We start from the raw sequence: 12951 nt of genomic DNA on the forward strand, positions 1-12951 counted from the left end.
CAGCAGTTACCGCATCGTTCGGAGCCGCGCGAGCGCGCGGCTCCGAACAACGCACTCAGGAAGCCGCCGCCAGGACGGCCTGCTCCACCTCACGCCGCCAGCCCGGCTCGATCCGGCCGCTCCGGGGTGTCACCGCGAACGAGTCCACCACCGCCCCGCCCAACGTCGATGCCTTCGCCCAGCGGACCTCCGCGTCGCACCGGCGCAACGCTCCCGCCACCCGGAACAGCAGGCCGATGCGGTCCGCCGCGCGCAGCTCCAGCACCACCGTGTCCGGGCCCGACGTCTCGTCGTCGAACCACAGCACCTTCGGGGCCACCGGGGCCGCAGGTGAGGCGTAATCGCGCTCCTTCGCCGCCAGGCGCTGGGTCAAGGGCAGCGTTCCCGCCACCGCGCGGGCGAACTGCTCGCGCAGCAGTGTTGCGTCCGGCAGGGAACCGAACTTCGGGGATGCCGTGAACAGCCCCGCCCGGCCGCCGTCGTGGCCGCGCAGGATTGCCGAGTGGACCTCCAGGGAATTCAGGGCCAGTACGCCCGCCGCCGGGGCCAGGAGCTCCGCCTGGGCCGGGACCGCCAGCAGGACCGTCACCACCTTGCCGTGCGAGCTGATCCGGATCTCGCCCGTGCCCGAGGCCACCGCCGAAGCGACGAGTTCGCGTTGTTCGTCGTCCATCGGGGCGGGGGCCGTGAAACCCTTGCCCCGCAGCACTTCCTCGCAGCCCGACACCAGCTCGGCCAGCAGGCGGGCCTTCCAGTCCGTCCACACGCCGGGGCCGGTGGCCAAGGAATCGGCCTGGGTCAGCGCGTGCAGCAGCTCGACCAGGACGATGTCGCTGTCCAGGGTCTTCACCACCCGCGCCACCGTGTCCGGCTCGCTGATGTCGCGCCGGGTCGCCGTGTGGGGCAGCAACAGGTGGTGGCGGACCATCGCCGACACCGTCGCCGTGTCGGCCGGGGTGAGGCCCAGCCGGGTCGCGACCTGGGCGGAGATCTTCGCGCCCAGTTCCGAGTGGTCGGCGTCGCGGCCCTTGCCGATGTCGTGCAGCAGCGCGCCGATCAGCAGCAGGTCCGGCCGCGGGACCGTGGTGGTCAGCTTGGCCGCCTCGACGCAGGTGCGGACCAGGTGGCGGTCGACCGTCCACTGGTGCACCGGCGAGCGCGGCGGCAGGTCGCGGACCGCGCCCCATTCCGGGAACAGCCGGGACCACAGGCCCGTCCGGTCCAGGGACTCGACCGCGTCGACCAGGCCCTCGCCCGCGCCCAGCAGCTCGACCAGCGCGTTCAGCGCCTCGGCCGGCCACGGTGCGCGCAGCTCCGGCGCCGACTCGGCCAGTGCCTTGAGGGTGCCGAGCGCGATCGGCTTGCCCGTGCGCGCCGACGCCGCGGCGACCCGAAGCAGCAGCGCCGGGTCCTTCGCCGGGACGGCGTCGCGGGCCAGCGCGACCTCGTTCCCGTGCAGCACCACGTTTTCCGCGAGCGGCGTCCGCGCGGGACGCCGGCCGAAGCGCGCCCGTGGTGGCTCCACAGTGGACCGGAGAGCGACGTCCAGTGCGTAGGCGATCGTGCGGCCCGCGCCGGAAAGCTTGCGGGCCAGGGTGAACCGGTCGCCGAAGCCCAGCTCGGCCGCGACCAGCTCGGCTTCCGGTGCGGACAGGACGTCCCGTTCACGGCGGATTTCGCGCCGCAGCTCGGTGCGGACGTCGAGCAGGAGCCCCTTGGCTTCCAGGAGCTCCTCGCCCGGCCGCGCGGTGAGCTGCGCCGCCGCCAGTGCTTCCAGGACGGCGAAGTCCCGCAGCCCGCCCCGGCCGTGCTTGAGGTCCGGTTCGGCGGACTGCGCGATTTCGCCGCTGCGGGCCCAGCGCTGCCGGACCGACGCCGTCAGGTCCGGGATCTGCTTGCGCGCGGTGCGGCGCCACTGGTCCCGTGCCGCGGCGACCAGCCGGCCGGTCAGCTCGGCGTCCCCGGCGAGGTGCCGGGCGTCGAGCAGGCCCATGGCCACGCGCAGGTCTTCCGAAGCGACCTTCAGCGCCTCACCCGGCGTGCGGACCGAGTGGTCGAGCCCGACTTTCGCGTCCCACAAGGGATACCAGAGCGCGTCCGCGATCTCGCCGACGCCGCTGTTGCCGTTGTGCACCAGCAGCAGGTCGAGATCGGAGAACGGCACCAGCTCCCGGCGGCCGAGCCCGCCCACGGCGACCAGCGCGACACCCGGTTCCGCGGTGTCGACGCCGGCCGCCGAGGCTCCCCTGCTCAGCCAGAACTCGTAGAGGTCGACCAGGGCCGCCCGCAGCGCGGACGCCCCCAGCCTCCCGTGCCTGCCCTCGAGCAAGCGCTCGGTGGCCTTGACCAGTTCGCCCCCGTCGGCCATCCCAGACGCCTTATAGAGCGTCCGTGCCGCGCTCGCCGGTCCGTACCCGGATGACGGTCTCCACCGGCGTCACCCACACCTTGCCGTCACCGATCTTGCCGGTGTGCGCGGCCGTGGTGATGGCGTCGAGCACCTTCTCCACTCCTGCGTCGTCGGTGACGACCTCGATCTTCAATTTGGCCACGAAGTCCACCGAGTACTCCGCACCGCGGTAGACCTCGGTGTGGCCCTTCTGCCTGCCGTAGCCCTGGACTTCGCTGACCGTCATGCCCAGCACGCCCAGCTGCTCCAGCGCGGAGCGGACGTCGTCGAGCGTGAACGGCTTCACAATCGCCGTGATGAGCTTCATGCCTTGCTCTCCTCGAGTTTCGCGGCCGGGGTGGACTTGACCGGGATGGTGTTCGGGTGGCCGAGGCCCCCGCCCGTCCCGGTGAAGTCGTAGGCGCTCTCCGCGTGCTGGGCTTCGTCGATGCCGCTGACCTCGTCCTCGGTGCTGACGCGGAAGCCGCCGGCCTTCTTGATCACGAAGCCGATGATGAAGGACAGCACGAAGGAGTACGCGAGCACCGCGCCGGCGGCCGCCGCCTGGCGGCCCAGCTGGGTGAACCCACCGCCGTAGAACAGGCCGTCCGCGCCGAGGGAGTTGACGCTCGTGGTGCCGAAGAAGCCGATCAGCAGCGTGCCGACGATGCCGCCGACCAGGTGGACGCCGACGACGTCGAGCGAGTCGTCGAAGCCGAACTTGAACTTGAGCGAGATGGCAAGCGCGCAGACCGCACCGGCGATCAGGCCGATCGCGATGGCCCCGAGCGGGCTCACGAAACCACACGCCGGGGTGATGGCGACCAGGCCGGCGACCGCACCGGAAGCCGCGCCGAGGGTGGTCGGCTTGCCGAACTTGATCTGCTCGATCAGCAGCCAGCCCAGCACCGCGGCGGCCGTGGCGACGGTGGTGTTGGTGAACGCGACCGCGGCGAGGTCGTTGGCGGCCAGCGCCGAACCGGCGTTGAAGCCGTACCAGCCGAACCACAGCAGGGACGCGCCGAGCAGCACGAACGGCACGTTGTGCGGGCGCCCGGTGTCCTTCGGCCAGCCCTTGCGCTTGCCGAGCACGATCGCCAGCGCGAGACCCGCGGCACCGGCGTTGATGTGGACCGCGGTGCCACCGGCGAAGTCGAGTGCCTTGAGGTTGTTGGCGATCCAGCCGCCGACGGCGTTCTCACCGATGAAGCCGTTGAAGGAGAACACCCAGTGCGCGACCGGGAAGTACACGACCGTCACCCAGATGACGACGAACAGCGTCCAGCCCCAGAACTTCGCGCGGTCGGCGATGGCGCCGGAGATCAGCGCGGGCGTGATGATCGCGAACATCAGCTGGAACATCACGAACGCGAGGACGGGCAGGCCGTCCGAGCCGGGCCAGGCGACCGCCGGCGAGGTGTCGGTCGCGGCGACGGCGAACCCGGCGAGTTTGCCGAAGGTGTTCTCGAGGCCGGCGAAGTGGAAGTTACCGAGGAATCCTCCGAACGCGTCGTCGCCGAAGGACATCGAGAAGCCGTACAGGGCCCACAGCACCCCCACGACGGCCAGCGCGATGAAGTTCATCATCAGCATGTTCAGGACGCTCTTCGCGCGGACCATGCCGCCATAGAAGAACGCCAGTCCTGGGGTCATGAGCATGACCAGCGCGGCGCTGGCCAATACCCACGCGGTGTCTCCTGCGTTCAGCACATCGTCCTCCCGTGCCCTGGGTTCGTGCGTTGGCAGTTTTGGCGCGCGGTGTTTCACGGGGCGGCGCGCGAGGTTTCACCCGCGTGAACTGTCCGCGCCCGGTTGTTACGGGCAGGTTTCCCGGACCCCCGCCTCGGGTGTCCGGTTGCGAAACGTCGTGGTCGAATATCCCCATGACACCGGCCGACCACGGGAATGACCCACTGCCACCCCCGGTGGTCGCCGCACTGCGGTGTTCGGTGTGCGGCGACCCGATCGGCGCAGCGGAACGCACGCTGCGTTGCGGGAACCGCCACTCTTTCGATCTAGCGCGCCAGGGTTACGTGAACCTGTTGCACGCGCGAATCCCGGCCGGGACGGCGGACACCGCGCCGATGGTCGCCGCGCGTGCGGACTTCCTCGCGTCGGGCGCCTACGAGCCCCTCGCCGACGAGCTGGCCCGGGTCTGCGCCGAAGCCGGCGGCCTGGTGATCGATGCGGGCGCGGGCACGGGGTACTACCTCGCTCGCGTGCTGGAGACGTCGGAGGCGTTCGGGCTCGCCCTCGACGTCTCGGCGGTCGCGCTGCGGCGGGCGGCCCGGGCGCACCCGCGGCTGGGCGCGGCGGTGTGGAACCTGTGGGAGCCGTGGCCGGTGGGCGACGGCGTGGCATCGGTCGTGCTGAACGTCTTCGCGCCGCGAAACGGGCCGGAGTTCCACCGCGTGCTGCAGCCCGGGGGCCTCCTGGTGGTCGCCGCGCCGGCCCCCGACCACCTCCGTGAGCTGGGCGACCTCGTCCTGGCCGTCGACGAGCGCAAGGACGAGCGCCTCGACGCCACCCTCGGCGGGTACTTCACGCGCACGGACCGCACGGAGGTCCGGCGCGAGGTCGAGCTGACGCCGCGGCAGGTGCGCCAGGCCGTCGAGATGGGCCCCGCCGGGTTCCACCTGGACCGCGACGGCCGCCGGGAGCGCCTGGACGCGCTGACCGAGGCCCAGGTCGTCACGGTGTCGTTCACCGTCTCGTCGTATCGGAGGAAGGAGTGAAGCCGGACTGGACCGTGTCCGCGACCCGGCTCGCCGACGAGGACTGGGTGCGGTCCCGCATCGGCGGCGCGGCGAAGCTGTACGGCTGCGCGCGGCCGGAGGTGCTGGGGACGATCTGGTGGTACTCGCTGTCGTCCGTCCTCGTGGCCCCGGCAGTCGAGGGCTTGGTGGCCGGGACGCTGATAAATCCCTCGCTGGACGCCGTGGAGCTCGACCTCGTCGCCGACGGGCGGTTCCTGGGCGCCCGGTCCACCCGCGCCCTCGACGGCGGCCTGCCCGAGCTGGGCGCCGCGCTCACCGGCGCCCTGGGCACCGCGATCGCCACCATCGCCGCCGTCAGCGGGGCGCGGGAGCGGGCGCTGGGCGCGATCGCCACCGACTCGATCGGCAACCGGCTGCTGTGGACGCCCGATCCCGAGCGCGCGATGGCCCTCGCCGAGCCGTTGGTGGACGCGATCGACCTGGGTCTGCCGAAGCCGCGCTTCGTGCGTGTCGGACGTACGCCCGCGGTACGGCGTGCTTCGTGCTGCCTGATCTACGAGGTCGGCAACCCGAAGTGCGTGAGCTGCCCGCGTCAGACGCCCGAAGAGCGCGAAGCACGCCTTCGCGCCGCCCTGGGTTAGAGAACCGCCAGCTCCAGCGCGGCGAGCCGCTCCGGGTCGGCGATGACCTCGATGCCCGTGATCCGGTCGCCGTCGACCTGGAACGCCAGGACGACCGCCAAGCGGCCCTCGCGCACCATGAGCAGGCCGGGGGCGCCGTCGACCAGGGCGAGTTCGCTCGCGCGGGCCCGCTCGGACGCCAGGATCGCACCCCGGCGGACGCTCTCGACGCCACGCAGCTCGATCGGCGCCGGGCTCGGGCCGACGAACCGGTCGGCGTGCAGCACCACGTCCGGGTCGAGCAGCGCGAGCAGCGCCTCGAAGTTACCGCCGCGGGACGCCGCCAGGAACGCTTCGACGACCTTGCGCCGCCGGGGCAGGTCCGCGTCCGCCGTGGTCCCGCCCCGCACCCGGCGGCGGGCGCGGCTGGCCAGCTGCCGGGTGGCCGCGGGGGTCTTGCCGATCACCGGGGCGATTTCGTCGAACGGCACCGCGAACATGTCGTGCAGCACGAACGCCACCCGCTCGGCCGGTCCCAGCGCGTCGAGCACCACCAGCAGCGCCAGCCCGACCGTGTCGGCCAGCTCCGCCTCCTGACCGGGGTCGCGGCGGTCGTCGTCCGGCTCCGGCTGCCCGTCCAGGGGCTCTTCGCGGTGGTTGCGGCGCGAGCGCAGCAGCGACAGGCAGACCCGGGCGACCACCGTGGTCAGCCACGCGGGGAGGTTCCCGATCTCCCCCGCGTCGGTGCGGTAGAACCGCAGCCACGCCTCCTGGACGGCGTCGTCGGCTTCGGCCGCCGAACCCAGCATCCGGTAGGCGACCGCCCGCAGCCGCGGCCGCTCCTGTTCGAACCGCTCGGTCAGCGCGTCCACTGTGTCCTGTTCCTTCCGCCGTGCGTCGTAGCAGTAGACCCCGCGGCGGGCACCGATGTGACCGGAACGCGCGTGATCCGGGTCATTCCGCGGCGATCCGGCGCAGGACCCCGGCCAGCAGGGTCGCGGGTTCGGACACCGGCCCCGGGACGCGCGCCAGCACCACCCGCCGCCGCTCCGACGGACCGCCCCGGACCTCCAGCACGCGCACTCCCGGCGGCACGGCGTCGGCGAGCGACGCCGGCAACGTCGTGAGGCCGCAGCCGGCGGCGACCAGGTTGAGCTTGGCCAGCCAGTCCCGGGCGGTGTGCGCGATCTCGGGCCGCTCGTCGAGCCCCGGCCACACGCCCATCAGCGTCCCCTCCCCCGACTGCGGCCCGGCGATCCAGCGCTGCCCGCGCAGGTCCGCCACGTCGATCTCGCCGGCGCCGGCCAGCGGGTGGCCCGCGGGCACGGCGAGGCGGAGGCTGCGCTCGAACAGGGTCTCCAGGCGCAGCGCCGGTGTCTCGGCGTCCGGCGGGCGGAACGGCGGGGCCGAGCCGAGGAGCGCCAGGTCGACCGTGCCCGCGCGCAGCGCCCGGACGAGGACGGGCGTCGTGCCCTCCCGGGTGATGACGGTGACGGCCGGGTGCGTGCGGCGCAGTTCGGCGACGGCGCGCGGCACCAGCACCGCGCCCGCGCTGGGATACCAGCCCAGGCGCACCGTTCCGGCGTCGGCGGGCAGCCCGGCCAGCTCGCGCCCGGCGGCGTCGATTTCGCCGAGCACGGCGATGGCGTGCCGCAGCACGATGGTCCCGGCGGCGGTGAGGCGGACGCCGCCCGGCCGCCGCTCCAGCACGGGCGTCCGGGCGACCCGTTCGAGGGACGCGATCTGCCGCGACACCGCGGACTGCGTGTAGCCGAGCGCCGTCGCGGCCGCGGTGAGGGTGCCGCGTTCGGCGACCTCGCGGAACACGCGCAGGGCGACCAGGGAAACGTCACCGAAGTCCATGACGTTCACGCATACCAGGGTTGCCGGATTCTCGCTTTCCGCATGGCTTCGGCCGACCTAGCGTGGCGGTATGACACGAATCGCCGTGGTGACCGGGGCCAACCAGGGTCTCGGCTTCGCCCTCGTCCGCGGGCTCGCTGCCCGCCTCGCGCCCGAAGACCTCGTCCTGCTCACCGGCCGCGACCCCGGCCGGGTGGCCGAGGCCGCCGCGCGTGTCGCCGCCGATCCGGCGACGCGCAGCCGCGTCGAAGGGCACGTCCTCGATGTCTCCGACGCCGCCGCCGTGGCTCGCTTCGCCCGACCGGCCGACATCGTGCTCTCGAACGCCATCGCCGCCCTCGATCCGGACCGCCAGGCCGAGCAGGCCGACGTGTTCCTCGACGTCGCCAACGGCGGCACCCACGCGGTGCTGCGGTCGTTCGGGCCGCTCCTGCGGCCGGGCGGGCGGCTGCTGATCGTGGCGAGCTCGCTGGGCACGCTCGGCCACCTGCCCGAGCCACTGCGGCCGCGGTTCGACGGCGTCTCGCTGGACGACGTCGAGAAGGCGGTCGAGGACTGGCGCGCGGCGATCCACGACGGCACGTCCGCCGCGGCGGGCTGGCCGGAGTGGATCAACGTGCCGTCCAAGGTCGCGCAGGTCGCGGCGGTGCGCGCGGTGGCGGCCGAACGCCGGGACACCGATCTCGCGAACGGCACTCTGGTGGCGGCGGTCTGCCCGGGCCTGGTCGACACGCGGGCGTCGCGGCCGTGGTTCAGCGACTTCAGCCAGGCCCAGACACCCGACGAGGCGGCGCGGAAGGTACTGGACCTGGTGTTCGCCGACGTCGACCCGGCGACCTACGGCGAGCTCGTCCGGTACGGGCGGGTCCTGCCGTGGCGGAGCTGACCCGGGTCACAGCACGCAGAACTCGTTGCCCTCGGGATCGGCCATCACGAAGTGGTCGGGGCGGCCGTCCAGCTCGTCCTGCCGCAGCACCGTCGCGCCCGCGGCGGTGAGCCGGGCGACCGCCTCGACCACCCGTTCCCAGCGCGTCTCCCACGGCACCTCTCGCCCGCCGCCGGCCTGGATGTCCAGGTGGAGGCGGTTCTTCGCGACCTTCCCCTCGGGCACCTTGAGGAAGCTCAGGCTCGGCAGCACGCCCTCCGGGTCGGTCAGGTACGCGCCGTCGTCCCACTCCTCTTCGGGCACGCCGTGCCGGGTGAACCACGCTTCCCAGCTCGCGAACCCCGGCGGCGGCGGGCGCTCGATGTAGCCGAGGGCCACCGCCCAGAACCGGGCCAGTGCGCGAGGCTCCGCGCAGTCGATCGTCACGCTCCACCGCACTGTCACGGACTGGAGCGTAACCGCGCCCACGCCCTGAGAGCGCGTGTCATCCGGGGGATGCTGCGGTTACCGTGGGCAGCGATGAGTGAACGCAGCTGGGGCTTCCGCACCCGCGCCCTGCACGCGGGCGGCACGCCCGATCCGGCCACCGGCGCCCGGGCCGTGCCGATCTACCAGACCACGAGCTTCGTCTTCGAGGACGCGGCCGACGCGGCGAACCTGTTCGCGCTGCAGAAGTACGGCAACATCTACAGCCGCATCGGGAACCCGACCGTGGCCGCCTTCGAAGAGCGGATCGCCAGCCTCGAAGGGGCCATCGGCGGGGTCGCCACGGCGAGCGGGCAGGCCGCGGAGTTCCTCACCTTCAGCGCGCTCACCGAGGCCGGCGACCACATCGTCTCCGCGAGCGGCCTCTACGGCGGCACCGTCACCCAGCTCACCGGCACGCTCCGGCGCTTCGGCGTCGAGACCACCTTCGTCAGCGGCGGCATCGACGACTACGCCGCGGCGATCACCGACCGGACCCGGCTGCTCTACACCGAGGTCATCGGCAACCCCGGCGGCGGCATCGCCGACCTCGCCGCACTGGCGGACCTCGCGCACGCCCACGACATCCCGCTGGTCGTCGACGCCACCCTGGCGACGCCGTACCTGTGCCGCCCGATCGAGCACGGCGCCGACATCGTGCTGCACTCGGCGACGAAGTTCCTCGGCGGGCACGGGACGACGCTCGGCGGGATCGTCGTCGAGTCCGGGAAGTTCGACTGGGGCAACGGGAAGTTCCCGCGGATGACCGAGACCGTCGAGAGCTACGGTGGCCTTCGCTATTGGGAGAACTTCGGCGAGTACGCGTTCTGCACCCGGCTGCGCGCCGAGCAGCTGCGGGACATCGGTGCGGTTCTGTCGCCGCACTCGGCGTTCCTGCTGCTGCAGGGCGTCGAGACGCTCCCCCAGCGGATGGACGCGCACGTCGCCAACGCCCGGGCGGTCGCGGAGTACCTGCACGCGGATCCCCGGGTGGCGTGGGTGTCCTACGCCGGGTTGCCGTCGCACCCGCACCACGAACTGGCTCGTCGTTATCTGCCGGCCGGGCCGGGGGCGGTGTTCTCGTTCGGCATCGACGGCGGCCGCGCGGCGGGCGAGAAGTTCGTCGAGTCGGTGGAGCTGCTGTCGCACCTGGCGAACGTCGGGGACGCGCGGACGCTGGTCATCCACCCGGCCTCGACCACGCACGCCCAGCTGTCGGAGGAGCAGCTGGCGGCCGCGGGCGTCGGGCCGGACCTGATCCGGCTGTCGGTCGGCCTCGAAGACGTCGAGGACATCCTCTGGGACCTCGACCAGGCACTGGGCAAGGCGGTGGCCGGATGACGCACGACGTCGGCGCGGTCGAGCGGCGCGCGATCCTTCGGCGGACGAAGTCCGTGACGCTGGTCGGCGCGTCGGCCAACCCGGCGCGGCCCAGCTACTTCGTCGCGACCTACCTGCTGTCGTCGACGCGGTACGAGGTCAACTTCGTCAACCCGCGGCTGGACACGCTGTTCGGGAAGCCGGTGTACGCGGCTTTGAAGGACGTCCCGGGCGAACCGGACCTGGTCAGCGTGTTCCGCAGGCACGACGACCTGCCGCAGGTCGCCGAGGAGGCGATCGACGCCGGCGCGCGGACGCTGTGGCTGCAACTCGGGTTGTGGCACGAGCCGGTCGCCGACCGGGCGCGGGCAGCCGGGCTGGACGTCGTGATGAACCGGTGCGTCAAGATCGAGCACGCGCGCTTCGCCGGCGGGCTGCACCTCGCCGGGTTCAACACGGGCGTGATCAGCTCGCGGCGGCAGTCGGCGCCCTGATCCCGGGAAGAGAACGGACGTTCCCGCGGTTGGCCCCGGTATGACGATGGGGATCACGTTTTCCGGCGGCCCGACCGCCCTCCTGGAACTGGGCGGCGTCCGGCTGCTCACCGACCCGACGTTCGACGCGCCCGGCGACCACCCGGTCGGCGAGCGGGTGCTGGTCAAGACCGAGGAATCGGCGCTGACCGAAGAGGCGGCCGGGGTGGTGGACGCGGTGCTGCTGTCCCACGACCAGCACCCGGACAACCTGGACGACCGCGGCCGCGCGTACCTCGCGACGGTGCCGCTGACGCTGGTCACGCCCAGCGGGGCCGCGCGGCTCGGCGGGACGGCTCGCGGGCTGGAGCCGTGGGAATCGACGCAGGTGGGCTCGCTGACCGTGACGGCGGTTCCGGCGCTGCACGGGCCGGAGGGCGCGTCGCGGGTCACCGGGGACGTGACGGGGTTCGTGCTGACCGGCGACGGGCTGCCGACGGTGTACGTGAGCGGGGACAACGCTTCGGTGGAGCTGGTGAGGGAGATCGCGGCGCGGTTCCGGGTGGACATCGCGGTGCTGTTCGCCGGCGCGGCCCGGACGGTGTTGTTCGACGGCGCGCCGCTGACGCTGACCAGCGTGGACGCGGTGGAGGCGGCGAAGGTGCTGGGCGCGGCGAAGGTGGTTCCGCTGCATTTCCGGGGCTGGGGGCACTTCAGCGAGGGGCCGGACGTGCTGCGGAAGGAGTTCGAGACGGCGGGGCTGGGTGACCGGCTCGTGCTGCTCGAGCCCGGGGAACACGCGGAGGTCTGACGCCGGTCGTGAGTGGTAAGGCGAGTTAGAACACGCCTTACCAGTCACGACCCTGGCGGCGTGGGACAAGGGGCAAGGGCTGCCCGGCCCGAGGCGGCATGCGGGACAGGCGGGCGCGCGGCGGCTCACCCCGGGTCCAGGGAGCCCACGGCAACCCGGCCCGATCCGGCCCGGCCGCGGGGAGCCGACAGCGGCCCCTCGGCGCCGTGAGAGGGTGGCGGCATGGCGAAACCCACCCCGCTGCAGCTCCGGAACATCCTCGTCGCCCTCTTGGCGGCGGCGGGCTTCGTCTGGAGCGTCGTGGTCGGGTTGCCGTGGTGGGTGAGCGCCCTCGTCGGCTGTGCCTGTGTCCTCTCCCTGGCCTCCGCCTACCTCAACCGGCCCGGCGCCGGCTAGCGCGTCTTCGCGAACCGGGCCTTCAGGTTCGTGCGGCCCGCCTCCGTGAGGCGGCCGAACAGCCGGAGGCGGGCCAGGCCGCCGTCCGGGTAGATGTCCAGGCGGGCCTCCGTCACCTCCGGGCCGTCCGGGAGCGCGAACCGGTGGCGCGTGTCCGGCTGCAACCGCGTCTTCGGCAGCAACGGCGCCCACTCGCCGTACGTCCCGCGGCCGCTCACGGACGCCCAGCCCGGGGCGTTGCCCTTCAGGTTGCTCGTGTCCAGCTCAACGAACCGGACGATCCCGGCGCCCGCCAGGCGCAGCGTCACCCAGTCGTTGCCGTCGTCGCGGCGGCGGGCCGTCTCCCAGCCCTCCGCCTGGTGGGCCGCCAAACCCGGCGACAGGATGTTGTTGGGCGACGAATAGAACCGGTTGCTGCAGCCCGTCACGATCGCGCCGTTCTCCAGGGCCGCCAGGTCGAGCGCGTCCAGGTCCAGCAGCGCCGGGTCCGGGATCGGCGCTCCGTGCACGCGCAGGCGCGCCACTCCCCCGTCCGGGTGCTGTGTCAGCCGGACGTGCGTGTACCGCCGCGAGCCGTTGACCGCGTAGAAGTTCTCCGTGTGCCCCGAAGCCGGCGCGCGGTCGACCAGGACGTCCCACTCGGCCTCGGCCACCTCCGCCGCCGACGGGTAACCCGGGAGCGACGTCGCTTCGACCGAGACGAACGGCGGGTAGTTGCCCTTGAAGAAGGCCGTGTCGACGATGACGCCGGTGATCGTGCCGGCCAGGCCGAGCCGGACGATGGCCTGGTCGTCGCCCGGTTCGCGGTGGCGGCGGGTCTCCCAGCCGTCGTAGACCTGGCCCTTCGGCCCGAACGTCTCCGCGCGGTGGGCCGGCACCCACGGGTTGACGAGGTTCTCCTTCTCGGCGAACAGCTCGTCGGTCGCCCACATCACCGTGCCGCCGAAGCGGCGGGACGCGAGGTCGGGCAGTTCTGTCCACTCCGGACGGTCGGTCACAGCGCCCTCCATT

The 12951-nt window shown here is 72.8% G+C and carries 14 protein-coding genes; 7 read left to right on the plus strand and 7 right to left on the minus strand.

What is annotated here, in order from left to right:
* Window positions 1–55: 55 nt before the first annotated feature.
* Genes AB0J55_RS22200 through AB0J55_RS22210 form a run of 3 tightly spaced genes read right to left on the minus strand, consistent with a single transcriptional unit; the run spans window position 56 to window position 4099 of the window.
* Entirely contained in the window at window positions 56–2368 is a 2313-nt protein-coding gene (locus AB0J55_RS22200; protein ID WP_364251356.1) for a [protein-PII] uridylyltransferase, read from the minus strand.
* Between the two features lie 10 nt (window positions 2369–2378).
* Window positions 2379–2717, minus strand: coding sequence for a P-II family nitrogen regulator (locus AB0J55_RS22205; protein WP_354909621.1), 339 nt, complete (start codon window positions 2715–2717; stop codon window positions 2379–2381).
* On the minus strand, window positions 2714–4099 hold the full coding sequence (locus tag AB0J55_RS22210) for an ammonium transporter (RefSeq protein WP_364251360.1): 1386 nt from the start codon (window positions 4097–4099) through the stop codon (window positions 2714–2716). Before AB0J55_RS22210 ends, AB0J55_RS22205 begins: the two co-directional genes overlap by 4 nt.
* A 173-nt stretch (window positions 4100–4272) precedes the next feature.
* Here AB0J55_RS22210 and AB0J55_RS22215 point away from each other — a divergent pair, with 173 nt between their 5' ends.
* Together AB0J55_RS22215 and AB0J55_RS22220 are read left to right on the plus strand one after the other, a co-directional pair.
* The gene (locus tag AB0J55_RS22215) at window positions 4273–5124 is read left to right on the plus strand and encodes a putative RNA methyltransferase (protein ID WP_364251363.1); all 852 of its coding nucleotides are present in this window, start codon (window positions 4273–4275) and stop codon (window positions 5122–5124) included.
* Window positions 5121–5747, plus strand: coding sequence for a (2Fe-2S)-binding protein (locus AB0J55_RS22220; protein ID WP_364251366.1), 627 nt, complete (start codon window positions 5121–5123; stop codon window positions 5745–5747). Before AB0J55_RS22215 ends, AB0J55_RS22220 begins: the two co-directional genes overlap by 4 nt.
* Here AB0J55_RS22220 and AB0J55_RS22225 read toward each other — a convergent pair.
* Complete coding sequence (locus tag AB0J55_RS22225) at window positions 5744–6598, minus strand: sigma-70 family RNA polymerase sigma factor (RefSeq protein ID WP_364251369.1); 855 nt, start codon at window positions 6596–6598, stop codon at window positions 5744–5746. The two genes, AB0J55_RS22220 and AB0J55_RS22225, sit on opposite strands and share 4 nt — an antisense overlap.
* Before the next feature lie 82 nt (window positions 6599–6680).
* On the minus strand, window positions 6681–7589 hold the full coding sequence (locus tag AB0J55_RS22230; protein WP_364251940.1) for a LysR family transcriptional regulator: 909 nt from the start codon (window positions 7587–7589) through the stop codon (window positions 6681–6683).
* 70 nt (window positions 7590–7659) lie between these two features.
* On the opposite strand from AB0J55_RS22230, the gene AB0J55_RS22235 reads away from it, so the two are divergent.
* Window positions 7660–8475: an SDR family NAD(P)-dependent oxidoreductase gene (locus AB0J55_RS22235; RefSeq protein WP_364251372.1), complete on the plus strand. Its 816-nt coding sequence runs from the start codon at window positions 7660–7662 to the stop codon at window positions 8473–8475.
* 6 nt (window positions 8476–8481) lie between these two features.
* Here AB0J55_RS22235 and AB0J55_RS22240 read toward each other — a convergent pair whose 3' ends face one another.
* Window positions 8482–8919 (minus strand): VOC family protein, encoded by a 438-nt coding sequence (locus AB0J55_RS22240; RefSeq protein WP_364251374.1) that lies wholly within the window; start codon window positions 8917–8919, stop codon window positions 8482–8484.
* Window positions 8920–8994: 75 nt separating this feature from the next.
* Here AB0J55_RS22240 and AB0J55_RS22245 point away from each other — a divergent pair, with 75 nt between their 5' ends.
* From AB0J55_RS22245 to AB0J55_RS22260, 4 genes are all read left to right on the plus strand, one after another.
* On the plus strand, window positions 8995–10281 hold the full coding sequence (locus tag AB0J55_RS22245; RefSeq protein WP_364251377.1) for an O-acetylhomoserine aminocarboxypropyltransferase/cysteine synthase family protein: 1287 nt from the start codon (window positions 8995–8997) through the stop codon (window positions 10279–10281).
* Window positions 10278–10754 (plus strand): CoA-binding protein, encoded by a 477-nt coding sequence (locus tag AB0J55_RS22250; protein WP_364251380.1) that lies wholly within the window; start codon window positions 10278–10280, stop codon window positions 10752–10754. Before AB0J55_RS22245 ends, AB0J55_RS22250 begins: the two co-directional genes overlap by 4 nt.
* Window positions 10755–10800: 46 nt before the next feature.
* Window positions 10801–11544, plus strand: coding sequence for an MBL fold metallo-hydrolase (locus AB0J55_RS22255; protein ID WP_364251943.1), 744 nt, complete (start codon window positions 10801–10803; stop codon window positions 11542–11544).
* Window positions 11545–11766: 222 nt separating this feature from the next.
* Window positions 11767–11940: a hypothetical protein gene (locus tag AB0J55_RS22260; protein WP_364251383.1), complete on the plus strand. Its 174-nt coding sequence runs from the start codon at window positions 11767–11769 to the stop codon at window positions 11938–11940.
* Here AB0J55_RS22260 and alc read toward each other — a convergent pair.
* Window positions 11937–12950 (minus strand): allantoicase, encoded by a 1014-nt coding sequence (alc, locus tag AB0J55_RS22265; protein WP_364251386.1) that lies wholly within the window; start codon window positions 12948–12950, stop codon window positions 11937–11939. The genes AB0J55_RS22260 and alc overlap by 4 nt on opposite strands.
* Window position 12951 lies beyond the last annotated feature (1 nt).

This window comes from Amycolatopsis sp. NPDC049688 (genome assembly GCF_040674975.1).
In the GTDB taxonomy this organism is placed as follows: domain Bacteria; phylum Actinomycetota; class Actinomycetes; order Mycobacteriales; family Pseudonocardiaceae; genus Amycolatopsis.